This window comes from Paraburkholderia sp. BR10936, assembly GCF_040965735.1.
GTDB lineage: Bacteria > Pseudomonadota > Gammaproteobacteria > Burkholderiales > Burkholderiaceae > Paraburkholderia > Paraburkholderia nodosa_A.
Genome location: NZ_JBFRCM010000007.1, coordinates 86,825 through 112,295, shown reverse-complemented (window position 1 = coordinate 112,295; position 25,471 = coordinate 86,825). Strand labels below are relative to the sequence as shown.

Here is a 25,471-nt window from a genome sequence, read left to right as displayed (position 1 = left end):
GCTCAATCGGCGTCGGTAATGCGCCGGGCCTCCTCGAAGTACGCGCGCAGCCGGGGCGCGGCGAAATCGACGAAACTGCGCACCTTGGGCACCGAGAGGCGCCCGTGCGGCGTGACGAGATTCGCGGGCAGCGGCCCATGCTCGCTGTCGCGCAGGACGATCCGGAGCCGGCCCGCCTCGACCTCTTCGGCCACGTGATAGGAAAAGAGCCGCGTGACGCCATGCCCCGCCACGGCCGAAGCCCGCGCCGCGCGTATGGTATTCACGATGAAGCGCGGCGAGAATTGCACGACCTGGGGCAGCGCGGTCTGACGCGCCGCCGGGAAGCTCCACGAGTCGAGCCCGAAATGCGTCATCGAGATGATCGGGTGGCTCGCGAGATCGGCGGGCGTCTCGATGGCCGGATGCGTGGCGAGATAGTCGGGCGAGGCGACCACCACGCGCCGCACCTCGCCCACCGGGATGGCGACGAGCGTCGAATCCTGCAGATGCGCAATGCGCAACGCCACGTCGATGCCCTCGTCGATGAGGCTCGCGGGCCGGTCGAGCAGGTGCAGACGGATCGACACCTCGGGGTTGCGGTCGATGAACGCCTCGATCATCGGGCGCAGCACTTCTTCGCCCACGGCCACCGCCGCCGTGACGCCCAGCAGCCCGCGCGGCGCGGAGCGTTCGTCGGCGGCGAGCAGGTCGGCTTCCTCGAGATCGGCGAGAATGCGCCGGCATGCCAGCGCATAGCGCTCGCCCGCCTCGCTCAGGCGGATCGTGCGCGTGGTGCGGTACAGCAGCGCCGTGCCGGTGTGCTCCTCGAGGAACGCAATGGCCCGGCTCACCGCGGCGGGCGAGCGGCCCAGCCGGCGGCCCGCGCCCGCGAGACTTCCCTCGTCGAGCGTGGCGACAAAAACCTTCATGGCGTCGATTCGGTCCATTGCGCGTTCTGGCTTGCGGTCGCTTCGCTCTGTGAATTCCGCGTCGATCTTAGCGGATATCGCGCAGGCGTTAAAATCGGCGCTTCCACTTTTGCGGCAATCGATCACTCATGAAGTGTCCTACCCTCTCGCCGGTCCTCGCTGCCTTCGCTGCCATGGCGCTGGTCGCAACGCCCGCCCTTGCCCAGACGTCGTCGGGCGATCCGAATTCGAAGCGCGACTGCGCGATCGGTTATGTGACGGGCGTGGCAGGCTCGGCGCAAAGCGTGCGCGACTATCTGGCCACGCCCGACCGCGACCGCATTCGCTACCTCAAGGACAACGAGATTCAATGCAAGATCGCCGACGACGACAGCCACGCGTCCGGCTGCACCGGCGTCACGCTATTGAAGAACGAGAAGGTGAGCGTGTACGACGATAGCGACCCCGCCACCACCGCCATCGTCGTGCGCGTCGAACTCGATCGCGGCACCTACCCGGTGATCATCGTCGCGCCCAAAAACGAGGTGAGGTGCGACGAGTGAGCGGAACGTAGTTAGCCTGGCAGTTAACGCGCGCTGCGCTCGCACGCCGCGATTTCCGCCTCAGTCACGCCCGCCATGCGCGCGGCATCGACGATCTGCGACCAGCTCGTCGCATCCACGGGAATGCCCTGCGCTTCGCGCTGCCGCCGCGTCGCGTCCTCGCGCTCGCCGGGCAGCAGGATCTCGTCGACACCCGCTGCGCGCCGCGTGGCCTTCAGCCATTCCACGAACGCGAGCGCTTCGTGCTCGCGCGAGGGCGCGTCGAACGCCGCCGGATCGACGATCACCGACGTCATGCAATTGACGATCGCGTGCGTGGAGACGATGGTTTGCTCGCGCGTGGTGAAGCCGCCCGAGAGCGCGCCCGCCAGAATTTCGCACATCGCGGCGAGCCCCGAACCCTTATGGCCCGCCACCGCGCCGCCGAAAGCGCGCAGCGCACCGTGCTGCGTATCGCTGAACAGCGCGCCCGGATCGCGCGTGGGGCGGCCATCGCTGTCGATCAGGGCGTCGGCTGGCACATCCACGCCCTTGTTGTAGGCCACGCGCACTTTCCCCGCGGCAATCGCGCTCGTGGCGAAGTCGAGCACCAGCGGCGAGCGCCCCTCGAGCGGAAACGCCGCGCAAAACGGATTGGTGCCGAAGCGCCGGTCGATGCCGCCGAACGGCGCGACGAGCGGATCGCCCGCGACGTTGACGAAGTGGAACGACACGAGCCCGGCGCGCGCGCATTGCTCCGCCCAGTGCCCGATACGTCCGATGTGATGCGCGTTGCGCAGGCCGAGTGCACACACGCCGAGCGATTTCGCGCGCTCGATGCCGTGTTCCATCGCCTCGAACGCCGTGACTTGCCCGAAACCGCGCCCGCCTTCGATCGTGAGCACCGCGCCCGCGTCGCGCGCGACCTGCGCGTGCGCGTTCAGTTTGAGCTCGCCTTCGCGGCACGACAGCATATAGCGCGGAATCATGCCCACGCCGTGCGAGTCGTGCCCGGCGAGATTGGCTTCGACGAGATGATCGGCAACCAGCGTCGCCTCGCGCGCCTCGCTGCCGGCCGCGCGCCAGATGGCGACGACGAAGGCGTGCAGCGCACGAGCCTCGAAAACGACTTCTGAACCTTTTGCAGCAGCGGCATTCGACATGTACGTGACCCTGTGTATGGCAGCGGAGTAAGAGGCCGCGCCTTCGTGGTTACGTGCTTACGTGCGCGGCGCGTAAGCCGGTTGGTCGACGCGGCTGGCCTCGGGAGCCTCAAGCGGCTCGACGCGTCCGACAATCACAAGATAGCTCACCGCGCCGAGCACGCAAAACCCACCGGCGACCACGAGCGGAATCGTGAACGAGCCGCGCGTGAGCTGCAGCATCACGCCGGTAAACGTCGTCAGCGCGATGCCTGCGAGATTCGACGCGAAGTTCTGAATGCCCGCCAGCGAAGCGACATGCCGCGGCGTGGGCGCGACGTCGGCAGGCAGCGACCATATGCTGGCCGCCGCAGCCGCGAGGCTCCCATAAGCAATCGCGAAGAGTGCGAGCATTACATAGATATCCTGAACAACGCCGGTCAGCGTGATCACGGACGAAAGCAGCATGCCGCCGACGATGCACGTCTTGCGCGCAGCCGTCAGGCTCCAGCCGCGCTTCACGAGTGCATCGGAAAGCCAGCCGCCCAGCCAGCCGCCCGGTATCGAGGCGATGGCGGGCAAGGTGCCGAGCGTACCGAGCGACTTGAGCGAGAAACCGCGCGCCTCGACGAGATAGCTCGGGAACCACGTAATGAAGAAGTAAATGACGAAGTTCAGGCAGAAGAAGCCGAGCATCATGCCCCACACGGTGCGGTAGCGGAACAGGCCGCTCCAGCGTATCGAGGCGGCGGCCGGCGCGGGGGCGCGCGGCTTGTCGAGTGCGGCCCGCGCCTCGGGTTCCCGGTACATCACGATCCAGCCCAGGATCCACACGAGCCCGAGCGCGCCGGTAATCACGAACGACGCCTTCCAGCCCCACGCGGCCATGATGGCGGCCACGAGCGGCAGCGAGAGTGCGGAGCCCACGCGCGAGCCGCTGTCGAAGATGCTCGTGGCGAGCGCGCGTTCATCGCGCGAGAACCATTGGCTCACGAGCTTCGCGCACGACGGATACGCCCCCGCCTCGCCCACGCCGAGCATGAGCCGGCAGCCGAACATCGCCGCGAAGCCGCCCGCCACCGCGGTGGCCGCGGTGAACACCGACCACCAGCCCACGGCGAACGGCAATGCGATGCGCGCACCGGCCCGGTCGACGAACCAGCCAAACGGCAGTTGCATCACGGCGTAAGTCCAGAAGAAGCCGCTGAGCAGCAGCCCCATGGCGGCAGGACCAATGCCGAGGTCCTTCATGATGTGCGGCGCCGCTACCGCGAGATTGGCGCGGTCGATGTAGTTGACCGCTATCGCCAGAAAACAGAAGAAAATGACCAGCCAGCGCGATTTTTCCTTCATCGAAAGCACTCCTTCTGAATGTGGCGTCGTCTGTCCAGTGAATGGCGGCGCCTGTTCGAATCGCTCCCGCTCTACATGACCGCCCCCAGATGCCAGGGCACGAATTCGTTCTGGCCGTAACCGTGCAGCTCGCTCTTCGTGCGCTGCCCGGAGGCGGTCGCGAGCATCAGCTCGAAGATCGCAGCACCGGCCTCGTCCACGCTTTGCTCGCCGTCCAGAATGCGGCCGCAGTTCAGGTCGATGTCTTCTTCCTGGCGTCGCCACAGCGCGCTGTTGGTTCCGAGTTTGAGCGACGGCGAAGGCGCGCAGCCGTAGGCCGAGCCGCGGCCCGTCGTGAAGCAGATCAGGTTGGCGCCGCCCGCCACCTGGCCTGTGGCGGACACCGGGTCGTAGCCCGGCGTATCCATGAACACGAGACCCTGGGCGCGCACGGGCTGCGCATACTCGTAGGTTTCGACGAGCCGCGTCGTCCCGCCTTTCGCCACTGCGCCGAGCGACTTTTCGAGAATGGTCGTGAGGCCGCCCGCCTTGTTGCCGGCAGACGGGTTGTTGTTCATGTTGGCTTCCATGCGCGCGCAATACGCTTCCCACCAGCGAATGCGCGCCACCAGCTTTTCACCCACCTCGCGCGACACCGCGCGCCGGGTGAGCAGATGCTCGGCGCCGTAGATTTCGGGCGTTTCGGAGAGGATCGCCGTGCCGCCGTGCATGACGAGCCGGTCCACGGCCGCGCCGAGCGCCGGATTCGCGGAAATGCCGGAATAGCCGTCCGAGCCGCCGCACTGCAAGCCGACCATGAGGTGACGCGCATCGACCGGCTCGCGCGTCACGCGGTTCGCATCGGCCAGCAGCGCACGCACCTGTTCGATGCCCGCTGCCACCGTGCGCGCGGTGCCGCCCGTCTGCTGGATCGTCATGGTCGAGAGGCGCGTACTGCGCTCGAGTTGTTCCGCTTCCACGAGACCGTCGATCTGATTCGTCTCGCAGCCGAGCCCGACGATCAGCACGGCGTAAAAGTTGGGGTGCCGCGCATAACCCGCGAGCGTGCGGCGCAACACCGTGATCGGCTCGCCCTCGGCCGCTAGCGCACAGCCTTCGCCGTGCGTGAGCGCCACCACGCCATCCACGTTGGGGAACGCTTCCAGCGCTTCGGGATGGATGTCGCGGCGAAAGTGATCGGCAATCGCGCGCGCGACCGTGGCCGAGCAGTTCACAGACGTCAGGATGCCTATGTAATTACGCGTCGCGACGCGGCCATCCGCGCGCCGAATGCCGAGAAACGTGGCCGGTTGCGCAGCCGCGGGCGTGTCGTGCGCGTCCACGCCGAAGGCGTAGTCGCGCTCGAAATCGCCCATCGAGAGATTCTGCGTATGCACGTGTTCGCCGCAGCGAATCGGCCGGCTCGCAAAGCCGATGATCTGCCCGTAGCGACGCACCGGTTCTCCTGCCTCGATGTCGCGCAGCGCGACCTTGTGGCCCGGCGGAATCATGCCCGCGACCGTTTGGTTGCCATAGAGTGCCGAGCCAGGCATCAACTGCCCACGCGCGATGGCAACGTCATCGCGCCGATCGAGGAGAATGAGCGCGGACGAAAGCGAGGCGGAGTCGAGAAGTGTCATAGCCGGTCTCCGTAAGCAGCGCCGCGCACGCCAACGTAAAGCGAGTACAGCGACGTGCTGGCTGCAATGAATAGGCGATTGCGATTCGGGCCGCCGAACACGAGATTCGCGACCGTCTCCGGCACGAGAATCTTGCCGAGCAGCGTGCCATCGGGCGCATAGCAGTGGATGCCGTCGCCCGCGCTCGTCCAGACGTTGCCATGCTCGTCCACGCGCATGCCGTCCGGCACGCCCGGCGAAACGTCCGCGAATATGCGGCCGTTGTGCAACCCGCCGTGCGGATCCACGTCGAATACGCGGATGTGATGCGGGCCGTTCTCGATATGCGACGCGCCCGAGTCGGCCACATAGAGCCGCAATTCATCGGGCGAGAAGGCGAGCCCGTTGGGCTTCATGAAGTCGTCGGCCACGCGCTGCACCACGCCCGTATCGGGCGCCACGCGATACACATGGCATGCGCCGATCTCGCTCGGCGCGCGAAAGCCCTCGTAGTCGCCGAGAATGCCGTAGTCGGGGTCGGTGAACCAGATCGAGCCGTCCGAATGCACGATCACGTCGTTGGGAGAATTCAGCCGATGACCTTCGTAGCGGTCGGCAATGACGGTGATGCGCCCGTCGTGCTCCGTGCGCGTGACGCGTCGCGTGCCGTGCTCGCAGGTCACGAGCCGGCATTCGCGGTCGAGCGTGTTGCCATTGCTGAAATTCGAGTTCGCGCGGAACACGCCCGTGCCGATGCCGGGCACCCAGCGCATCATCCGGTTGTTGGGAATGTCGCTCCAGACAAGAAAGTCGCCGGCGGGAAACCACACCGGTCCTTCCGCCCACATGCAGCCGCCCGCGGGCTTCTCGAACTGCGCGTTGGGCTGCAGCAGCATGCGAAAGCGCGCATCGTGGATTTCGTATTCGTGGGGATTCATCGTTCCGGCCTCGTACCGTCAGGGTCAGGTCACGGCGACGCGCGTGACCGATCGCTCACTGCCGCGCCGGTTTATTAAATACTAGTTGAATAGGCCTGTGAAGATTTTCTTCAAGCGCCTGGAATGTGGTTTACCCGTGTTTACCCGCGAGCCTGTGTGGCAATCAGGTTTTGTCGAACACCTGGTCCAGGTCGTAAACGAGCAGGAACACGCAGCCCGTGTCGCTATGAAATCCCGCGTCGACGGTGCCCCGTTCGGCAATGCCCACGTATCCCGCAGGGAGCCGCCGGCCGTTTTGCACGGCCTCGCCTTCGAGTACGTAGATGAACTCGGGGCCCGTATGGCGGTGATCAGGGAACGTTGCCCCTGCAGCGAACCGGACCAGTTGCATCGCGCGGCCGTCTGCCTTGCCGAGGTTCTTGACCTCCACGCCGGGCGCGAAGCGGGAGGGCACCCATGGCAGGCTCGCTGAATCGATGCCTGAGAACCCAGGCGCGAGCGAAGGGTCGTTTGCCATGACGGTGCCCTCGTGTGCGCGGGTGCGCGTTATTGCGCCTTCGCGTCGGCAGCGGCAAGCATGGCGTCGGCGATGCGCGACTCGCCGCTCGATTTGAGCGCGTCGCCCGCGCCGCGAATATCGCGCTCTTCCTTGTTCTGGCTGAGCTTGCTCTTGCCGACCAGACGCGTGATCTCGATCTCCAAGCCGACGATCGCCTTGACGAGCGTGTCTGTGTAGTCCTTGGGCGCATCGGCCATCTTCCAGGGCTTGGGCTGCGTGGCTTCGTGCGTGCGCGTCAGGCGGCCAATCACGCCGCGCACGTAGCGCTCGTCGTCGAGAATCTTGATGCGCCCGTGAGCATGGACCACGACGTAATTCCAGGTCGGCACCTGCTTGTGCGCCTCGTGCTTGCTCGGATACCAGTTCGGTGAAATATACGCGTCGCCCGCGCGGAAGATCACGAGCACGTCGTCGCCGTTCGCCACGTCCTGCCAAACCGGGTTGGCCCGCGCGACGTGCGCACGCAGCACGCCCAACTCGCCCTCGCCCGCCGCGAGTTCAAAGGGGATGTGATTCGCATCGAGCCCGCTTTTGCCCTGCGTGACCAACGTGCCGAACGGATGTTGGGCGATGCAATCGTGCAGAACGTCCTTGCGGTTTTCGGCGAAATGGGCTGGTACGTACATGCGTTTGTCCCTGCTCGTAAGGTGGTGGGCTAGCGCGGCCGATGCCGCCACAGACCCGAGTCTGCCGCAAAAGTGGTTTATTCTATAGATCCAGTTTATTCATACTTCAGTGAACCAGAATCATGCCGAGAACCGCGCAGGCCGCAGAGATGCCATCGTTCGGCACGCTGGACCGGGAGGCCGGCAACCTCAGCCGCCAGGTGGCCGAGGCGCTGCGCGAAGCGGTGCGCAAAGGCGATCTGCGGCCCGCCGATGCGCTGCCTTCCACGCGCGCGCTCGCCGCTTCGCTCCGAGTCGCGCGCGGTACGGTGGTCGAGGCCTACGAACAGCTGATAGCCGAAGGCTTTCTTGAATCGAAAGCCGGGGCAGGTACCCGCGTGGCGCTCGCACTGGCGGAGCCGCCCGCGCGCGAGCCCCGCGTGGCTTCATCGCAGGCGGCGCAAGCCGGGTTGCCGGAGCGCGCCGAAGCGTTCACCAGGATCGGACGCGAGTTCAAACCGCTTCCTCCAGTACCATTCGCCATATCGGTGCCAACGGGTATGACCGCCCCCGGCGACGTCTGGCGCCGGCTCGGCAACCGCCTGCGCGCGCGGGGCCCCGCCTCGCCGACCGGCTATGCCGACCCGCTGGGCGCACTGGCGCTGCGCGAAGCGGTTGCCGATTATGTGCGCAAGTCCCGCTCGGTGCGCTGCGAAGCGGATCAGGTCATCGTGACGAGCGGCACCCAGCAGGGGCTCTTTCTCGCAAGCCAGGTGCTGCTGGGGCCGCGCGACCAGGCGTGGGTCGAGAACCCGGCCTATCGTGGCGTCACCGCCATCCTCGAAAGCCTGCCCTACCGCGACGCCATGGTGCGCGTGCCCGTGGACGCCGAGGGTCTCGACGTCGAGGCCGGCATTCGCATGGCTCCGAAGGCGCGCGTGGCGTTCGTCACGCCTTCGCATCAATATCCGCTCGGCATGCCGCTGAGCATGGCGCGGCGCGCGGCGTTGCTCGCCTGGGCGCGCTCGACCCATGGCTGGGTCGTCGAAGACGACTACGACAGCGAACTGCGCTACGAGGGCTCTCCGTTTCCGGCGCTGCAGGGCCTCGCGCCGGATCGCGTGGTGTATCTCGGCACCTTCAGCAAGATCCTGTTTCCGTCACTGCGGCTTGGCTACGTCGTCGTGCCGCCCAGCCTCGTAGATGCGTTCTGCGGCGCGCGCGTGCTCATGGACCGCCATCCGCCAACGGCCGATCAACACGTGCTCGCCGCCTTTATGACCGAGGGGCACCTCGAGCGACACGTCCGCAAGGTGCGCAACGTCTATGCCGAGCAGCGGCTCAGCCTGATCGAAACGCTCGAAGCGCTTTTGCCCCGTGAACTGGCGTGGATCGAGCCCGGCGATCAGGGCATGCATCTCGTGCTCTGGCTCGCCGCGAGGCTGGACGATCACGAGATCGTGCGGCTTGCAGCGAACGAGGGTATCGCGGTGCGCGCAGCGTCGCCGATGTTCGCCGCGGGCACCGCACGCCCAGGGCTCATCCTGGGTTTTGGCGGCTTTATCAGCGCGCAAATGAAAGCGGCCGCGGAGCGCCTGGCTGCTGTTATTGCCGCGGCGGCGAAATAAGGCATGGCTAAGCGCTTCGGGGTACTGCATATCGCTGCGACTTGCTCAATTCGATAGCGAGGAAGTCGACGAAAGCCCGAATGCGCGTGGACAACTGGTGCCGCTGCGCATACACGGCGTAGATATCCGCACCGGGCGTTTCATACTCGGGCAGCACGACCACGAGCCGCCCGTCCGCCAGATACTCGTTGATGTCCCATTCCGCGCGCATCAAAATGCCATGCCCGTCCAGCGCCCACTTCACGGCAATCTCGCCGTCGTTGGTCGTGAGATTGCCATTGATCCTGACGGCTTCCGATTTCCGCGCATTGCCGCGCTCGTGCGAAAGCCGCCACACGCCATAGGCTTCGTCGCCCTGGCGAATGCTGATGCAGTTGTGCTTCACGAGGTCGTGCGGCGTGGCGGGCGTGCCCCGGCTCGCGAGATAGGCGGGCGAAGCGCAGAGCAAACGCCGGTTCGCTGCGAGACGCCGCGCGATCACGCGCGTATCGGGCGGCTCGCCGAAGCGGATGCAGACATCGTATGAATCTTCCGTGAGCGGCGGCGGCATGACCGAAAGCTGAAGCTGCACGGAAACCTGTGGATACTGCGCGACGAAACGCGAAAGCGCGGGCCCGATATGGCTGCGCCCAAAGCCGAGCGTCGCGTTCACGCGCAGCAAGCCCTTGGGATGCTTCTTCGAGCCGCCCAGCAGCTCGCCCAGCTCGTCGATCTCGTCGAGAATGCGGCGCGCGTGCTCCAGGTACACCTCGCCTTCTGGCGTCAGCATCATGCGGCGGGTCGTGCGGTTCACGAGCGGCACCCCGGCGCGCTCCTCCATTTGCGCGAGCCGCTTGCTCACGGCGGCGGGCGTGAGGCCCAGTTCGCGCGCGGCGGCGCTCAGGCTGCCCGAGGAGGCGAGCGTCGAGAAAAAGCCCAGATCGGCGGGTAGAACGGTGTCGGTCACGGTCGCCACTTGTGAATTCAAGTTAAGGATGCTTTGAGTCTAGCACCGGTTTTTGAACCGGGAGTTCGGTAAAGTGAACCCACACTGGCCTCACTTCACAGGAACGAGACATGAAGACCTATCGCATCGCGACCATTCCCGGCGACGGCATCGGCAAGGAAGTCGTGCCCGCGGGCAAGGAAGTGCTGGAAGCGCTTGCGAAAACCACGCAGCGCTTCGCGTTCGAATTCGAAAACTTCGACTGGGGCGCCGACTACTACCGCCAGCACGGCGTGATGATGCCGGCCGACGGGCTCGATGCCATCCGCAACAAGGACGCCATTCTGTTCGGTTCCGCGGGCGACCCCGACGTGCCCGACCACATCACGCTCTGGGGCCTGCGCCTGAAGATCTGCCAGGGCCTCGACCAGTACGCGAACGTGCGCCCGACGCGCATCCTGCCCGGCATCGACGCGCCTCTGAAGCGCTGCAAGCCCGAAGACCTGAACTGGGTGATCGTGCGCGAGAACTCCGAAGGCGAATATTCGGGCGTGGGCGGCCGCGTGCACCAGGGGCATCCGCTCGAAGCCGCGACCGATGTCTCGATTCTCACGCGCGCCGGGGTCGAGCGCATCCTGCGCTTCGCGTTCCGCCTCGCGCAGTCGCGCCCCCGAAAGCTGCTCACGGTCATCACCAAAAGCAACGCGCAACGCCATGCCATGGTGATGTGGGACGAGATCGCGCAACAGATCTCGAAGGAGTTCCCGGACGTGAAGTGGGACAAGGAACTGGTGGACGCCGCCACGGCGCGCATGGTCAACCGCCCGGCTTCGCTCGATACGATCGTCGCGACCAACCTGCACGCGGATATTCTCAGCGACCTCGCCGCCGCGCTTGCGGGCAGCCTGGGCATTGCGCCGACCGGCAACATCGATCCCGAGCGGCGTTATCCGTCGATGTTCGAGCCGATCCACGGTTCGGCCTTCGACATCATGGGCAAGGGGCTGGCGAATCCGATCGGCACGTTCTGGTCGGTCGTGATGCTGCTCGAGCACCTCGGCGAGACCGAAGCCGCCGCTCATGTGCTGCAGGCCATCGAGACCGTGACCGCGAACCCCGCGCTGCACACCGGCGACCTGGGCGGCAAGGCGACCACCGCGCAGGTCACGGCCGCGGTGTGCGAACTCGTCGAGAAGGCGGCCGTCGCTGCCTGAGCGCTAGCGCGCCGTTAAAAAAGCAGACACGGGGGCGTGACACCAAAAATACCCGCATGCCCCCGCCGAACCCTCCAGGGAGGAGACACGTGAATTCGGATACCGAAGCAATCGTCACGCGCAAGCTCATGTGGCGCATCATCCCGTTCGTCATGCTGCTCTATTTCGTGAGCTTTCTCGACCGGGTCAACGTGGGCTTCGCGGCAATGACGATGAACAAGGCGATCGGCCTCTCGCCCACGGCGTTCGGCCTCGGCGGCGGCCTCTTCTTCATCGGCTACTTTCTGTTCGAAGTGCCTTCGAATCTCATCTTGCACCGCGTCGGCGCGCGCATCTGGATCGCGCGCGTCATGGTCACGTGGGGCATCGTTTCGGCGGCGTCCGCCTTTGTGACCGGCCCCACCAGTTTCTATGCGCTGCGCTTTTTGCTCGGCGTAGCGGAAGCGGGCTTTTTCCCCGGCATCATCCTTTACCTGAGCCTCTGGTTCCCGACGAAGCAACGCGCGGCAGCCGCGGCGTGGTTCATGGCGGCGGCGCCGATTTCGACGGCGCTCGGTTCGCCGATTTCCGGCGCGCTCATGCAATTGCCGACCCTGTTCGGGCTCGCCAACTGGCAGCTGCTCTACGTGATCGAAGCGGTTCCCGCTGTGCTGCTCGGTTTCGTGGTCCTGAAAGTTCTCACCGATGCGCCTTCGAAAGCACACTGGCTGAAGCCGCAAGAACGCGACTGGCTCATGGCGAAGCTCGCCGACGAAGCGAGAACGCGCGAAGGCCACGCAGGCCACACAGCCGGGGCGCTGAGCGCCCTGCGCGACCCGCGCGTGCTGGCGCTCGCGCTGATCTACTTCGGCACCTCGGCCGGCCTGTACACGCTGGGTCTGTGGGCGCCGCTCATCATCCGGCAATATGGCTTCAGCGCGCTCGAAACCGGGCTGCTGAACGCGATTCCGAGCATCGTGGCGGTCGTCGCCATGATTCTCTGGGCGCGGCACTCCGACCGCACCGCAGAGCGCACCTGGCACGTCGTGATTCCCTGCGTCCTGGCATGCGTGGGCTTCCTCTTCGCGGGGCAGGCCAGCACCGCGCTGATGATCGTGCTGGCGCTCGTGGTGGTCAATGTCGGCATCAGCGCCGCCAAGGCGCCGCTCTGGGCCATGCCCAGCATGTTCCTCTCCGGCGCCGGGGCCGCAGCGGGCATCGCCATGATCAATTCGATCGGCAATCTCGGCGGGTTCGTCGGGCCCGCCGTGATCGGATGGCTGAAAACCCAGACCGGGAGTTATGCCGCGGGCTTGTACGTCGTTGGCGCGACGCTCGCGCTTTCCGCGGTCGTGACGTTGATGCTGAGCCGCAAGGCGAGCCAGCCGGTGATGGCGCAGGTAAGGCACGATCACTGAAAGCAGGCAGGCCCTTGCGCGGGCATCGGCCGAGTTTTGCCGATTCTGGCGCACGTTGAGTGCGCTTGCACTATGTGCGCTAGCGCACGGAGCAGGCCGCGCGGAGTCACTATCCTCGCCGGGTGCCCGAGAGACCCGGCGCGAGCCCCCACGTTCGTTTCGCAAAACGGTATCGCCAGTGCGTAGCCAAGCCATCCAATATGCCTTGCTTCTCGCCTGCGGGTGCCCGCCAGCCTTCGATGCGCACGCGGCCGATGCAATTGGCATAGTCAAGACGATCAAAGGCTCGGTGCATATCGAGCGTGCGAGTCAGCCGGTCGGCGTCGCGGTCGGCAGCGAGGTGTTCGCGAGCGACCGCGTCCTGACCGGCCCCGCGTCTTCCGTCGGCATCACCCTGCGCGACAACACGCTGCTGACCGAGGGCGCCAACTCCGTTCTCGATCTCAACAAGTTCGCATTCGACACCACCACCTACGACGGCGCGCTCGACGTGAGCATCAAGCGCGGCTCGCTCGCCGTGGTCGACGGCAAGCTCGCAAAGGCCAATCCGGAAGCCGTGCGCTACAGCACGCCCACCACCACACTCGGCGTACGCGGCACGGAGTTCATCATCGAGGTGGGAGGAAGCGGGGAGACCGACCATTGAAGACGACGAACGCCGCTCACTGCCTGCCGCAATGCATGGCGCTCACGCTGTGCGCGTGCCTCTGCGCGTGCAGCACGCCCGACAAGATCACGCTCCTGCCCAACCCGGACGGCAGCGTCGGCAACGTGATCGTGCATAACGGCGGCAAGACGCAGGTCATCAATAAGGCCTACACGCGCGCCGATGTTTCGAAAGGCGGTGCGATCGAGCAAACCACCGGCAACAAAGCCGCGGTGGATGCCCAGTACGGCGACCTGCTGGCCGCAGAGCCGCCCAGGCCCCGAACGTTCACGATCAACTTCGTATTCGACTCCGCCACGCAGCTTGCGCCCGAGTCCGCGGCCACCGTCGCCGAGTTGAAAAAGGTATTGGCGAACTGGCCCGCGCCTCACCTCACGGTGGTCGGCCACACCGATATGGCAGGCTCCCAGGAGTTCAACGACCGGCTTTCCATGCGCCGGGCGCAAAGCGTGGCGTCGTTTCTGGTCAAGTCAGGCATACCCGCGCAGCAGATCGAAGTTGCAGGCCGAGGCAAGCGCGAGCCGCTCGTCCATACCGCGGACGGCGTACCCAACCAGGCAAACCGTCGCGCGGTCATCACCGTTCAGTAATCCGTATCGATCCGCGATGCGCTTCATCGATCCCATGCCACCATGAAACGCTACCGCAACTCATGCATCGCCTTCCTCAGGCGCATGATCCGGGCGCGCAAAGGGCGCCCCTGGGCGCTTGCGGTGCTCTTGACGCTTCTGTTCATCAACCTGTGCAGCGAATGGCCCGGCGATATTGCGCGGCCGGCCTTGCTCGACACGCTCGATACCGTGTTGCCCGACACCTTCGGCTCGGCACGCCAGCTTCTTTTCGACCACTACCAGCGCCGCTTTCCGCGTGTGCCAACCACGCAGCCGGTGACCATCGTCGAGATCGACGACAAGACGCTCGAAACCTTCGGCCAATGGCCCTGGCCGCGCAACCGCCTCGCCGGGCTCGTCGATGCGATCGAGGCGAACAGACCGCTGGCGATCGGCCTCGACATCTACATGCCCGAGCCCGACCAGACCTCGCCTGGCATCGTGGCCGACAACCTGCCCGCCTCGGAGGCCGCGCTCGCTACGCAACTGCGCGCGCTGCCCAGCCATGAGCGCATTCTCGCGACGGCGTTGCGCGCATCGCCTTCGATTCTCGGCGCAGCGGCCTTCGACTACGCGACCTCCACGACGCGCACCGACATCCTGAGCGCCCCCGTGCTCGTGCACGGCCCGGACCCCCTCGCGAACGTTCACCGCTTCAATTACGTGCTCGCGAGCCTCCCCGAATTGCAGGGCGCCGCCCACGGCCAGGCCATGCTCAACGTTGCACAGGAACAGGGCACGGTACGGCGCATTCCGCTCGTGCTGGGTCTTGGCGACAAACTTGTGCCGAGCCTGCCCATCGAGATACTGCGCGTGGCCACCGGCTCGCCAGCCATCGAGGTGTTCGCGGGCCCATCCGGCGTGCGAGGCGTGGGCGTGGCGGATGTGCGGGTGCCCACGCAGCCCGACGGCGATATCTGGCTGCATTTCGCCTCGATTGCGCGTACGCAGCAGCGTTATGTTTCCGCACGCGACGTTTTGCAAGGCGCGGTCGATGCGAGCCGTATCCGCAACAAGCTGATTCTCGTCGGCCTCACCGGCACGGGCTTGACCGACATGCGCACAACGGCGTTAGGCGAACTGGTGCCCGGCATCGAGATTCAGGCGCAGGTCATCGAAACGATTTTCGAGGGCAGATTCCTGCAGCGCCCGGACTGGCTGATCTGGTGTGAGACGGTTTTCATCCTCGCGCTCGGCCTGTTCTTCATCTGGTATGTGCCGCGCAACGATTCGCGGCTTGCCGTCTTCATGCGCGCCGTGCCGAAGGCCTCCGCGATCATCGGTCTTACGCTTAACTTGTTGACGCTTTCGATTTGCTTCCTCGTATTCCGTTATTTCGGCTTCCTCGTCGATGCCGCATCGATCTTCATCATTCTTTCCGCGGTCATGGGCAGCTTCTTCACCATCTCCCTCATGGAGCCGGAAGCGCACAACGCATCCACCTCCGCCAAGACGCCCGGTTCGAGCGCGACGACCAACACTTAACGATTGCTTCGGTTGCCTGCATGGCTTCGACCTGGCAACCTCGGTGCTACATTACGATCCTGATTGCCCGACAACAGGAAGTCATGCAAGCACGGAGCGCGAATGACCCCATCGGAACGGATTGACCAGCTGATCGCGGAACTCACCGACTGGCGCCGCGAAACCTTCGTCGCGATGCGCGAGGCCGTTCTCGCAGCCGACCCGGCGATCGTCGAGGAATGGAAATACATGGGCAGCCCCGTGTGGTATCGGGACGGCATGATCGCCGTGGGCAACGCGCACAAGGGCAAGGTGAAGCTTACGTTCCTGTACGGCGCGAGTCTGCCCGACCCGAAGCAGCTGTTCAACGCCGGGCTCGACGGCAACGCGCGACGCGCCATCGACTGGCTCGAGGGCGACAAGGTCGACAAACGCGCGCTCACAGCGCTCATTCGCGCGGCGATCGAATTCAACCAGGGCAACGCGAAGAAAAAGGCGCCTGCCAAACCGCGCGCCCGCAGAACGGCCTGACGCTAGCGGGAGGCGGCGCGCGTCACAGCACCTTCGCCTCAGGCGTCGGCCTCGATCATCTCGCGAATGGGAATCACGGTGCGCGCGCCGCAATCGCGCAGCAGGTCGCGCAATTCGTTGATGACGGGAAACACTTCGTGATTCCAGTCCGCGCCCTGGTTGTCGTGCGCGGCCTGTTCGAGTTCGACGATGGTGCGGTCTTCCTTGAAGATGCGCTCCGTGAACCAGACCAGCAGCGGCCACGCCGCATCGAGCAGGAAGGGAATGGCGGGCCGGCGGATCGAAAGGAGTCCAAAAGTCCGGTTCGTGCGCTGCCGTGCGTCGAGCGGCACATAAACGATCCACAGGTCCATCAGGAGCGAGTCGTCGCCCGAGCGTATTTTCAGCGTTTGATACGGATATTCCGTGCGGATCGTCATCACGCTCTGATCGCTCGGGTCCGCGCGGTTCTTGCTCGCGCCAAACACGAGCGCCTCGCCTGCGGGCTGCTTGCCCGCCATGCGCGCGAACGTGTAGTCCACTTCGATGGAGTTCTCGCCACGCCGCCGGCCAAGCGAACGCGCCCGCATCTGGCCCATCTGGCGGCGGTGCAGAAACTGGTGATTCATGTCCATCAGATTCTCGTGCATGAACGAGTAGTGGCACTTCACCTCCTGCCCGAAGCGGCGCGTCTTGTATGCCTTGTCCGTGACCGAATCCAGCACGGGCAGCGGCGTTGCTTCGGCGAGCGTGGCGTTGCCGGGAAAGACGAAGATCATGCCGTGCGCCTCGCGGCACGGATAGGCGCGCACGCCGTTGGGCAGGCGCTCCCTGCCGAGGTAAGGCACGTCCACGCATTGGCCCGAACAATCGTAGGTCCAGCCGTGGTAGCCGCAGCGAAGCGACTCGCCCTCCACCACGCCCGCATGCAGCGGCACCTGGCGATGCGCGCAGCGGTCTTCGAGCGCGTGCACCGCGCCGGACGCGGTGCGAAAGAGCACGATGGGCTCGCCGGCGAAATGCGTGCCCAGCGTCTTGCCGGGCTTGAGTTCGCGCGACCAGGCAAGCGGATACCAGTGATCGGGATGAATGGGCACTCGGCGCAGGTCGCGCGGTTCCTGCAAATGTGACTCGATCGTATAGCCGTCGGGGAAAGGCATTGCGCGCATGCGGAGAAACTCCTTGTCGAGTCCGTCGATATGGTCGTTATCGTCGTTCCGGGAAATCGGTACGTCGACGCAAATCTCGTGCCCGCCCATTCAACGCGAATGGCGCATGCGTGTCGATCAGTGTTTTGCCGGAAAGCACGCGATGATGGCCGCCTGGACCTTGACGATGGCGGCGTCGCGCAGCGAACTGTTGCGCCACCCGAGCTCCACGGGATAGCGCGGCAGATCGATCGGACACTCGAGCAGCTTCAGGCCCGTCACGCGCGCGATCGCCTCGGCCGCGTGGCGCGGAATCGTGGCGACGCTGCGCGTGCCCTTGAGCAGAAAGGGCAACGCGGCGAAATGCGTCGTCGAGGCCACGACATTGCGCTTCAGGCCCCGCGCGGCGAGCCCTTCGTCGACGATCCCGACGACGCCGCCCGACGACACCAGGATGTGCCCTCTCGACACGTAGTCGCTCAGCGTCAAACGCCGCGGCGTGCGCGGTGCGTCGTCCACGAGGCACGCATAGCTGCCCTCGCCGAGCACCCGGTGACTCAGCCCGCGCGAAGCGAAGCCGCCCGCCGCGACGGCCAGATCCATGTCCTGATTGGCAAGCGCATCGGCGACGATCTGACTGTGCGTCTGGCGAAAGATGATGCGCAGACCCGGCGCGCTGGTTTCCAGCGTTTCGATGATGCGCCGGCCGAAAGCGACTTCGAAGTCGTCCGAAAGCCCGATGGAAACCGCGCGACCGTGAAACGTGGTGGCATCGGGCGAGGCGATCGCGAGGCTATGGCGGCAACGGTCGAGCGCTTCGCTGATCACGGGCTTGAGCTCCTGCGCACGCGAGGTCGGCGCGAGCCCGCGGCCGGTGCGCACGAAGAGCGTGTCCGCATAGAGCGCGCGCAGACGCCTGAGCGCCGCGCTCACGGCCGACTGCGTCATGTCGAGGCGAATCGCGGCGCGGCTCGCCCCGCCCTCTTCGAACAGCGCCTCGAATATCTTCAGCAGATTCAGGTCCACGCCGGCGATATCAAACTGGTTCATATCTCATAGTATCGATATACGTTCTCGCGATTTTATCGCCGTGGAAAGATGTGGGCAGTCCAACCCCTGGGAGCCATCATGGCCAAGTCGAAAGTCGCCGCGCTGCAGATCGGTTCGTCCGCCGCCGGCAAAGCGAACACGCTGGAACAGATTCTCTCGTTCGAAGCGCAGATCCGCGCCTCGGGCGCGAAGCTCGTCGTCATGCCCGAGGCGTTGCTCGGCGGCTACCCGAAGGGAGAAATATTCGGCACGCGCCTCGGCTACCGATTGCCCGAAGGCCGCGAGGCATTCGCGCGCTACTACGAAAATGCGGTCGACGTGCCCGGCGCGGAAACCGAAGCGCTCGCGGAGCTTTCGACGCGTTGCGGCGCATCGCTCGTGATCGGCGTGATCGAGCGCGACGGCAGCACGCTCTTTTGCACCGCGCTGTTCTTCAATCCGGGTGAGGGGCTCGTGGCGAAGCACCGCAAGCTCATGCCGACGGGCACGGAACGGCTCATCTGGGGGCAGGGCGACGGCTCGACGCTGCCGACCGTTCGCACGGAATCAGGCGTCGCGGGCACGGCCATCTGCTGGGAAAACCACATGCCGCTGTTGCGCACGGCGATGTACGCGAAGGGCGTGCAGATCTGGTGCGCGCCCACCGTGGATGAGCGCGACATCTGGCAATGCTCCATGCGCCATATCGCGCACGAAGGACGCTGCTTCGTGATCAGCGCGTGCCAGGTGCAGCCTTCGCCCGCGGCGCTCGGCGTCGAAGTGCCGGGCTGGGACGAGAACCGGCCGCTCATCAACGGCGGCAGCCTGATCGTCGGGCCGCTCGGCGATGTGCTGGCCGGCCCGCTGCGCGGTGAAACCGGGCTCATCGTCGCGGAGATCGATACCGACGAACTCACGCGCGCCCGCTACGATTTCGATGTGGTGGGTCACTACGCACGGCCCGATGTGTTCGCGCTTTCGGTCGACGAACGGCGCAAGCGCACGGTCTCGTTCATCGCGGAGTAACGCCGCGCGGAAGCGAAAGGCGCGCCGTCAGGCCGAATAAAGCCCTTCCGGCCCGTTGCGCAGCGTGCGCGCCAGCAGTTCCAGCCCTTCTCGCAGGGCCTCGTGGCTGCGCGCGCCGCCGAGGCTCAGGCGCACCGCGTGCGGCGCCGACCCGCGGCCGATCACGAAGCTGTCCGCCGTTTTCGCGAGCACGCCGGCCTGACGCAGCGCCGCGGAAAATTCGGCGGCGCGCCAGGGCTCGGCGAGCGGCAGCCAGAGATGCGGGCTCGCCGGATCGGTGCGATACGTCCAGTCCGCCAGCACTTCGGCGGCGATCGCATGGCGCGCGTCCACCTGCGCGCGCTGCTGCGCGACGAGCCGATCGACCTCGCCATCCACGATCCAGCGCGCCGCGATCTCTGCTGCGAGCGGCGACGTCATCCAGCAGTCGCTGCGTATCACCGCGAGGATCTTGCCGACCCAGTCCTGCGGCGCCTGCACATAGCCCACGCGCAGGCCCGGCGCAACCGCCTTCGAGAGACTGCTGATGACGATGCCGTGCTCGGGCAGCCGCGCGGCGAGCGGGGTGGGCGGCGCGTCGAGCAACGCGGCGGGCACGAGGTCCTCGATCACGACGAGGTGATGGCGCACCGCGATCTCGGCGATCTGCGCGCGGCGCGCTTCGGAGAGCGTCGCCGTGGTCGGGTTGTGCAGCGTCGGCACGCAAAAGAGCGCGCGCGGGGCGAGCAGCCCGCACGCGCGCTCGAGCGCGGCGGGGACGATGCCCTCTTCGTCGATTTCGATGCCGACGAGATTGAGCCGCAACTGCCGCGCGAGCGCGACGACGCCCGGATAGCTCAACGCCTCGGCGAAGATCGTGTCGCCTGGCCGCAGCACCGCGCGCAACACACAGGCAAGTCCGTGCTGCGCGCCCTGCGTCACCAGCACACGCTCTGCAGCCACCGTGCAGCCCATGCGCGCGAGCCAGCGCGCACCCGCCTCGCGGTGCGAGCGGCGCCCGCCTTCGGGCTGATAAAGCAGCAGTTCGCCCGCGAGGCGCTCGTCGGTGGCCAGCTCGCGCAAGGTCTGTGTCAACAGGAAGGCTTCGTCGGTCGGCATCGGCACGTTCTGACCGAGATCGATCAGGCGTCCCGGCGCATGGACGCCCAGCGCACCCGGCGTGACCTGCGCGGCGGCGGCCCGCCCGCTAGATGCGGGCGCGGGGCGCGTGCGGTCCTGGACGCGCTCCCCGTCGGCGTCGGGCTCTGCCACATAGGTGCCGTCGCCCACGCGCGCCACCACGAGACCGCCGCGCTCCAGCTCGGCATAAGCACGGCTTACCGTGCCGGTTGTCACGCTGAGCTTCTTCGCGAGCAGCCGGTGCGCGGGCAGCTTTTCTCCGGGCAGCATCTGGCCGCCGTGAATGGCCTGTGAATAGGCCTGGGCGATCGCCCGGTACTTGGGTTCGCTGCTGCGCGAGAGCGTGGGCATCCAGCCATTCATGGTTTTCCCGAAGGAGATCAGCACGCCGCGGCACGGCGCGACGGCTGCGTCATTATCGCGCCCAATCCGCGGAAATGAAGGCTGTCATTTACTTCAATTGACTTCATTGAGTGCACGAAATTGACCCTCTAGGATGCCGTAACGCCTGACAAGGCCAAGGAGACAATCGCCCGCCCCACGGCGCGCCGCATGCGTAGCTTCAGACGTAAGCCACGCAATGCTGCGCGCCCAAGGCGGCGCCCCACGCGCCATGACGAATCGCATCGCACGCCTCACCATGAGCCAGCACCGGCTGCCGCTCGACCCGCCGTTCCCCGCCTCGTGGGACAGCCGCCCGCGGCGCGCCTTCCCGGCGACGATCGTGCGCGTGGAAGACAGCGAAGGCCGCGTTGGCATCGGCTCCGGCGACGCGATGTACGGCTTTGACGACTACCGGGATCTCTTCATCGGCGCCGACCCGCTCGATCTCGCGCGGCACTCGGCAGTGCTCGAGAACCTCAGCTTCCACGCGGGACGCCTCTGGCCTCTCGACGTCGCGCTCTGGGACCTCGCCGGGAAGATTCGCGGCGAGCCGTGCTGGCAAATGGCCGGCGGCCGATCGAAACGCGTGCGCGCCTATGCGTCCTCGGGCGTGCATCGCACGCTCGACGGCATGGCGCAGTGGGCCGAGCATGCCGTCGCCCGCGGCTTCCCGGCGCTCAAGGTGCGCTTCGGCCGCCCGACCCTCGCCGACGATCTCGCCGCGCTCGCCGCCGTGCGCGAAGCCGCAGGCGAGAACATCGAACTGATGGTGGATTGCAACCAGGGCTGGCGCATGCCGTGGGACACCCAGGCGCCGTGGCGCGCCGACGAAGCGCTCGCCGTGATTCGCCAGATCGAAAAGCATCGCGTGTACTGGGTCGAGGAACCGCTGCATCGCGGCGACTACGCGGGCCACGCGCAGTTGCGCAAGCAAACGCCCGTGCGGATCGCAGGCGGCGAGATGACACGCGACGCGCACGAGTTCGCAGCGCTCCTCGCGCACGACTGCCTCGACGTCTATCAACCCGATGTCGTCTGCACGCTCGGCATGGAAGGCGCGCGGCGGCTCGCGGCGCAAATCGAGGCGCACGGCAAGGTGTTCACGCCGCATACGTGGGGCAACGGCATTGGCCTCGCGGCGAACCTGCATGTCGTGGCAGGCGCTGCGCACGCACCGTTCGTCGAGTTTCCGTACGACCCGCCTGAATGGACGCCGGCGCGGCGCGACTTCCCGATCAAGCGCGTGATCGACATCGACGTGAATGGCTGGATCGAGCTAAGCGATGCGCCAGGACTTGGCATCGAACTCGACGAAGCCATGCTCGCCGCGACACGCGCACACGACAGCCGTTACGACTGAAACCTCTTTGGGCCGCAGCAACGAACCGGATGCCAGCCCCATCTAAAGCATTCCGAAACATTTCAATAAAACGGAGACACACAATGAAACGCTTCACCACCCTCTTGCGCGCAGCCTGCCTGGCGGCCCCGCTCGCCCTCGCCGCGTTGCCGGCGCACGCCGCAGGCACCTGGTGCAGCGCGGGCAAACCCGTGCGCTTTGCTGGCGTCACATGGGAAAGCGGCAACTTCACGAGCGAAGTGCTGCGCTACATCCTCAAGAACGGCTATAGCTGCCAGACGGACACGGTGCCGGGCAGCACAGCGGCCACCGAAACGGCGCTCTCGCGCAACGACCTGCAGATCTGGTCCGAGCAATGGACGGGCCGCTCGGAGATCATCGCCGGCGCGGTCAAGGCGGGTTCGGTCAAGCTCGTGGGCGACACGCTGCCGGGCGGCACGAAGGAAGGCTGGTACGTGCCCGACTATGTGGTGCACGGTGACGCGAAGCGCGGCATCAAGGCGAGCGCGCCCGACCTTCAGTCCGTGAGCGATCTGCCCAAATACAAAGGCCTTTTCGTCGATGACGAGGAACCGGATCGCGGCCGCTTCCTCAATTGCCCCTCGGGCTGGGACTGCGAACGCGTGAATACGCGCCTGCTCAAGCTGCTCAAGCTCGACGACACCTACACGAACTTCCGCCCCGGCACGGGCGCGGCGCTCGACGCGGCTATCTCCTCGGCCTACGCGCGCGGCAAGCCGATTCTCACTTACTACTGGGAGCCGGCCGCCCTGATGGCGAAGTACAAGTTCGTTCAGCTCAAGATGCCCCCGTTCAACGAAGCGTGCTGGAAGACGCTGCGCGATGCCAACAGCGCACAGCCATGCGCCTCGTCGTATCTGGTCTCGCAGTTGAAGATCGGCGTTTCGACGCCGTTCTATCAAGCCGAGCCCGACGTGATGGCGTTCTTCTCGAAAGTGAACTTCCCCATCGACTTCCTGAACACGACGATTCTCGACATGACCGAGCATAAGGTCGATGCCCAGGACGAAGCGCTCAAGTTCCTCAAGCAGCACCCCGAAATGTGGAAGACCTGGGTGCCCGCCGATGTCGCGCAGAAGGTGCAGAAGTCGCTTGGCGCGTAAGCGCGACGCGCTCCACGAGATAAAACGATTCCAACGAGAAAAGCCGGGCCGCGCAACGCGGCTCCATGATAAGGAGACTTAAATGAATAAGAAGATTCTCGCGGCGCTGCCGCTGGCGCTGGCGCTGGCCGCAGCGGGCGCGCACGCCCAAAGCAGCGTGACGCTGTACGGCCTCATCGATCTCGGCGTGGACTACGCCAGCAATGTGGCGAACGGCGCGAACGGCCAGCTCGTGCCGGGCACCGGCAGCAAGCTCGTACAGATGCAAAGCGGCGTGCCCGCCGGCAGTCGCTGGGGTCTGCGCGGCACCGAAGACCTGGGCGGCGGCTACGCCGCGATCTTCCGGCTCGAAAGCGGCTTCAACGCGGCGACGGGCGGTCTGGGCGGCGGTCTCGCGTTTTCGCGCAACGCGTATGTCGGCTTCAAGTCGGACCAATACGGCCAGATCACCTTCGGCAAGCAATGGGACGCCACCGTCGATCTGATCGAGCCGTATTCGCTCAATGGCAACTACGGCGGCTGGTATTTCGCACACCCGAACGACATGGACAACCTCGACAACGGGTTCCCGGTCAACAACGCCGTGAAATACGTGAGCCCGGTGCTCGCCGGCTTCCAGTTCGAAGGCCACTATTCGTTCGGCGGCCAGGCGGGCCAGTTCTCGAAGAACGCCTCGTATAGCGCGGCAGCGGCCTACACGCTCGCCTCCTTCAGCGCGGGCGTCGGCTACCTGCGCGTGAACGATCCGATCACGGCGGTGGCCGGTTATGGCAGCGGCGGCAGCTTCGTGAACTCGATTTTCGGCGACGCGCTCGCCAACGCACGCTATCAGGGCATCCTCTCGGCCGGCGCGTCGTATGTGATCGGCAGCCTCAAGCTGATGACGAACTACTCGAACGTAGACTTCGCCTCGGCCACCGGCAGCGGCGACCTGCACTTCCAGAACTTCGAAGTGGCGGGTACCTATGCCGTGACGCCCGCGTTCGTCGTGGGCGCGGGCTACACCTACACGGTGGGCCAGGACCACGCCACCGACAAATCGCCGAAGTATCACCAGGTCAACCTGATCGGCCAGTACGCGCTGTCAAGGCGCACCTCGCTCTATGCGATGGGCGTGTACCAGCACGCGGCGGGCTCGGCGGACAACGCGCAGATCACGGGCTTCAACCCCTCGGGCACCGACAACCAGGCCGTCGCCCGCGTGGGCATCACGCACGCGTTCTAACGTTTTCCACGCTGTCCTTATCACCGAAAATGCGCCGGCGCGAACGACAATGCGCCGGCGCTTCTGCATCGCGAGGCTTGCATGCGCCGCCTACCCTCTTTATCGGCACTGCGTTCATTCGAGGAGGCGAGCCGCACGCTCAGCTTCACCCGGGCAGCGCAGAACCTGCACGTGACCCAGGGGGCGATCAGCCGCCAGATTCGCCTGCTCGAAGACTATCTCGGCACGCCGCTCTTCATGCGGCATCATCACCGGCTCGAAATCACGGCCGCGGGCAAGCGTCTTCTGCCTACGCTGCAGGCCGCGTTCGACAGCATCGCCCATACGCTCGACACGATTCGCGCCGACCCGTCGAACAGCCTGCTCAGTCTGAACGCCGCGCCCACGCTCGCCACGCGCTGGCTCACGCCGCGCCTGCGCGACTTCCAGGTGCGCCACCCCGACTTGCGCATCTCCATCACCAACGAATACGGGCCGCTGCACGGCACCGAGCGCAACGAAGATTGCCAGATCCGCTTCGGCATGGAACCGCTGCCGGGCGGCCAGAGCACGCTGCTCATGCGCGAGCGCCACGTGCTGGTCGGCTCGGCGCGCGAGTTCAGCCAGCCCGCCGCCGATCAGGACGCGTTGCGCGAGATCCTCGCGCAGCGTCCGTGGCTCTATATCCTCGACATCGACCGGCGCCTGCTGGTCTGGGAAGCATGGCTCGAAGCCGCGGCGCTCGACGTGCAGATGGCGCCGCGCGGAGAACTGGAGTTCAGCACGCTCGATCAAGTGATCCACGCGGCGGTGGCAGGTCTGGGCATCGCCGTTGCCGACCGGCACATGATCGCGCCCGAACTGGAGAACGGCACGCTCGTGCAACTGAGCGAAGTGGAAGTGGTGGGACCTTCGGGATACTGGCTCGACGTGCGTCCCGAAGTGCAAGAGACACTACGCGTGCGCAACTTCAGCGACTGGCTGGTCGGCTACCACAGCGAACAGGGCAGCCAGCAACGCTAGCGCGGGTGCAT

The 25,471-nt window shown here is 65.9% G+C and carries 24 protein-coding genes; 13 read left to right on the top strand and 11 right to left on the bottom strand.

Annotation, left to right across the window (positions count from 1 at the left end; genetic code table 11):
- Positions 1 to 2 precede the first annotated feature (2 nt).
- The gene (locus tag AB4Y36_RS16945) at positions 3 to 929 is read right to left on the bottom strand and encodes a LysR family transcriptional regulator (protein WP_342949435.1); all 927 of its coding nucleotides are present in this window, start codon (positions 927 to 929) and stop codon (positions 3 to 5) included.
- A gap of 110 nt (positions 930 to 1,039) precedes the next feature.
- Here AB4Y36_RS16945 and AB4Y36_RS16940 point away from each other — a divergent pair, with 110 nt between their 5' ends.
- Positions 1,040 to 1,453 (top strand): hypothetical protein, encoded by a 414-nt coding sequence (locus AB4Y36_RS16940; protein ID WP_368683629.1) that lies wholly within the window; start codon positions 1,040 to 1,042, stop codon positions 1,451 to 1,453.
- A gap of 23 nt (positions 1,454 to 1,476) precedes the next feature.
- On the opposite strand, the gene AB4Y36_RS16935 is transcribed toward AB4Y36_RS16940, so the two are convergent.
- The 6 genes from AB4Y36_RS16935 to AB4Y36_RS16910 form a co-directional block, all read right to left on the bottom strand.
- On the bottom strand, positions 1,477 to 2,595 hold the full coding sequence (locus tag AB4Y36_RS16935) for a malate/lactate/ureidoglycolate dehydrogenase (RefSeq protein WP_368683628.1): 1,119 nt from the start codon (positions 2,593 to 2,595) through the stop codon (positions 1,477 to 1,479).
- Between the two features lie 57 nt (positions 2,596 to 2,652).
- Positions 2,653 to 3,927 (bottom strand): MFS transporter, encoded by a 1,275-nt coding sequence (locus AB4Y36_RS16930; protein WP_069266969.1) that lies wholly within the window; start codon positions 3,925 to 3,927, stop codon positions 2,653 to 2,655.
- A gap of 71 nt (positions 3,928 to 3,998) precedes the next feature.
- Complete coding sequence (locus tag AB4Y36_RS16925; protein ID WP_368683627.1) at positions 3,999 to 5,546, bottom strand: UxaA family hydrolase; 1,548 nt, start codon at positions 5,544 to 5,546, stop codon at positions 3,999 to 4,001.
- Entirely contained in the window at positions 5,543 to 6,463 is a 921-nt protein-coding gene (locus AB4Y36_RS16920; RefSeq protein WP_368683626.1) for an SMP-30/gluconolactonase/LRE family protein, read from the bottom strand. The genes AB4Y36_RS16925 and AB4Y36_RS16920 overlap by 4 nt, the downstream gene beginning before the upstream one ends.
- 163 nt (positions 6,464 to 6,626) lie before the next feature.
- Positions 6,627 to 6,980: a cupin domain-containing protein gene (locus AB4Y36_RS16915; protein WP_368683625.1), complete on the bottom strand. Its 354-nt coding sequence runs from the start codon at positions 6,978 to 6,980 to the stop codon at positions 6,627 to 6,629.
- Between the two features lie 29 nt (positions 6,981 to 7,009).
- Entirely contained in the window at positions 7,010 to 7,648 is a 639-nt protein-coding gene (locus AB4Y36_RS16910) for an FMN-binding negative transcriptional regulator (protein WP_368683624.1), read from the bottom strand.
- 122 nt (positions 7,649 to 7,770) lie between these two features.
- Here AB4Y36_RS16910 and AB4Y36_RS16905 point away from each other — a divergent pair, with 122 nt between their 5' ends.
- Positions 7,771 to 9,255 carry a PLP-dependent aminotransferase family protein gene (locus AB4Y36_RS16905; RefSeq protein WP_368683623.1) on the top strand — a complete coding sequence of 495 codons (1,485 nt, stop codon included), beginning with the start codon at positions 7,771 to 7,773 and terminating at the stop codon, positions 9,253 to 9,255.
- A gap of 7 nt (positions 9,256 to 9,262) precedes the next feature.
- On the opposite strand, the gene AB4Y36_RS16900 is transcribed toward AB4Y36_RS16905, so the two are convergent.
- Positions 9,263 to 10,201, bottom strand: coding sequence for a LysR family transcriptional regulator (locus AB4Y36_RS16900; protein ID WP_368683730.1), 939 nt, complete (start codon positions 10,199 to 10,201; stop codon positions 9,263 to 9,265).
- A 110-nt stretch (positions 10,202 to 10,311) separates the two neighbouring features.
- On the opposite strand from AB4Y36_RS16900, the gene AB4Y36_RS16895 reads away from it, so the two are divergent.
- From AB4Y36_RS16895 to AB4Y36_RS16870, 6 genes are all read left to right on the top strand, one after another.
- Positions 10,312 to 11,394, top strand: coding sequence for a tartrate dehydrogenase (locus tag AB4Y36_RS16895; RefSeq protein ID WP_368683622.1), 1,083 nt, complete (start codon positions 10,312 to 10,314; stop codon positions 11,392 to 11,394).
- Between the two features lie 89 nt (positions 11,395 to 11,483).
- A complete protein-coding gene (locus AB4Y36_RS16890) occupies positions 11,484 to 12,791 on the top strand; it encodes an MFS transporter (RefSeq protein WP_368683621.1) in 1,308 nt (435 codons plus the stop codon).
- A 289-nt stretch (positions 12,792 to 13,080) separates the two neighbouring features.
- On the top strand, positions 13,081 to 13,437 hold the full coding sequence (locus AB4Y36_RS16885; protein WP_368610206.1) for a FecR domain-containing protein: 357 nt from the start codon (positions 13,081 to 13,083) through the stop codon (positions 13,435 to 13,437).
- The gene (locus AB4Y36_RS16880) at positions 13,434 to 14,048 is read left to right on the top strand and encodes an OmpA family protein (RefSeq protein WP_368683620.1); all 615 of its coding nucleotides are present in this window, start codon (positions 13,434 to 13,436) and stop codon (positions 14,046 to 14,048) included. The genes AB4Y36_RS16885 and AB4Y36_RS16880 overlap by 4 nt, the downstream gene beginning before the upstream one ends.
- 42 nt (positions 14,049 to 14,090) lie before the next feature.
- Entirely contained in the window at positions 14,091 to 15,554 is a 1,464-nt protein-coding gene (locus tag AB4Y36_RS16875) for a CHASE2 domain-containing protein (RefSeq protein ID WP_368683619.1), read from the top strand.
- 102 nt (positions 15,555 to 15,656) lie between these two features.
- Entirely contained in the window at positions 15,657 to 16,064 is a 408-nt protein-coding gene (locus AB4Y36_RS16870; protein WP_368619196.1) for a DUF1801 domain-containing protein, read from the top strand.
- A gap of 38 nt (positions 16,065 to 16,102) precedes the next feature.
- On the opposite strand, the gene AB4Y36_RS16865 is transcribed toward AB4Y36_RS16870, so the two are convergent.
- Both AB4Y36_RS16865 and AB4Y36_RS16860 read right to left on the bottom strand, forming a co-directional pair.
- Positions 16,103 to 17,212 (bottom strand): aromatic ring-hydroxylating dioxygenase subunit alpha, encoded by a 1,110-nt coding sequence (locus tag AB4Y36_RS16865; RefSeq protein ID WP_069267053.1) that lies wholly within the window; start codon positions 17,210 to 17,212, stop codon positions 16,103 to 16,105.
- Positions 17,213 to 17,329: 117 nt separating this feature from the next.
- Positions 17,330 to 18,241, bottom strand: a complete 912-nt coding sequence (locus AB4Y36_RS16860; protein ID WP_368619195.1) for a LysR family transcriptional regulator — start codon at positions 18,239 to 18,241, stop codon at positions 17,330 to 17,332.
- 78 nt (positions 18,242 to 18,319) lie between these two features.
- Between AB4Y36_RS16860 and AB4Y36_RS16855 the strand changes: the two genes are divergently transcribed.
- Complete coding sequence (locus AB4Y36_RS16855) at positions 18,320 to 19,246, top strand: carbon-nitrogen hydrolase family protein (RefSeq protein ID WP_368683618.1); 927 nt, start codon at positions 18,320 to 18,322, stop codon at positions 19,244 to 19,246.
- A gap of 27 nt (positions 19,247 to 19,273) precedes the next feature.
- On the opposite strand, the gene AB4Y36_RS16850 is transcribed toward AB4Y36_RS16855, so the two are convergent.
- The gene (locus tag AB4Y36_RS16850) at positions 19,274 to 20,728 is read right to left on the bottom strand and encodes a PLP-dependent aminotransferase family protein (protein ID WP_368683617.1); all 1,455 of its coding nucleotides are present in this window, start codon (positions 20,726 to 20,728) and stop codon (positions 19,274 to 19,276) included.
- A 250-nt stretch (positions 20,729 to 20,978) separates the two neighbouring features.
- Between AB4Y36_RS16850 and AB4Y36_RS16845 the strand changes: the two genes are divergently transcribed.
- The 4 genes from AB4Y36_RS16845 to AB4Y36_RS16830 all read left to right on the top strand — a co-directional run bounded on the left by AB4Y36_RS16845 (position 20,979) and on the right by AB4Y36_RS16830 (position 25,460).
- Entirely contained in the window at positions 20,979 to 22,109 is a 1,131-nt protein-coding gene (locus AB4Y36_RS16845; RefSeq protein WP_368683616.1) for a mandelate racemase/muconate lactonizing enzyme family protein, read from the top strand.
- A gap of 83 nt (positions 22,110 to 22,192) precedes the next feature.
- On the top strand, positions 22,193 to 23,233 hold the full coding sequence (locus AB4Y36_RS16840; RefSeq protein WP_342949420.1) for an ABC transporter substrate-binding protein: 1,041 nt from the start codon (positions 22,193 to 22,195) through the stop codon (positions 23,231 to 23,233).
- 82 nt (positions 23,234 to 23,315) lie between these two features.
- Complete coding sequence (locus tag AB4Y36_RS16835; protein WP_368605117.1) at positions 23,316 to 24,458, top strand: porin; 1,143 nt, start codon at positions 23,316 to 23,318, stop codon at positions 24,456 to 24,458.
- An 81-nt stretch (positions 24,459 to 24,539) separates the two neighbouring features.
- On the top strand, positions 24,540 to 25,460 hold the full coding sequence (locus AB4Y36_RS16830) for a LysR substrate-binding domain-containing protein (protein WP_368683615.1): 921 nt from the start codon (positions 24,540 to 24,542) through the stop codon (positions 25,458 to 25,460).
- Positions 25,461 to 25,471: the final 11 nt, after the last annotated feature.